The sequence below is a fragment of the Gilvimarinus sp. 1_MG-2023 genome, assembly GCF_030548285.1.
In genome coordinates, this window is the sequence record NZ_JAUOSC010001887.1 from 1 (window position 1) to 230 (window position 230).

Annotated in this window: 1 pseudogene; it reads right to left on the reverse strand. The window is 60.9% G+C overall.

Annotated elements, in window-relative coordinates:
• Positions 1-34 precede the first annotated feature (34 nt).
• A pseudogene (locus tag Q4563_RS23250) lies at positions 35-230 on the reverse strand (AAA family ATPase); the annotation flags it as partial.

Here is a 230-nt window from a genome sequence, read left to right on the forward strand (position 1 = left end):
TCGCCAAACAGACGATCAACTAACACCGACACGGCTACACCAACACCGCAACCGAGCTCAGCATCCGGGCCGAAACACTATGCCCGCCACCGTCGGCGGCATCTGCCAGGCGGTGATCCACCACCGCTGGCAGCACTGCCTGAATATCTTCAGGCAAAACGTGCGAACGCTCACTTACCAGAGCCCAGGCTCTGGCCGCTTGTAACAACGCCAATGCACCCCGTGGGGAC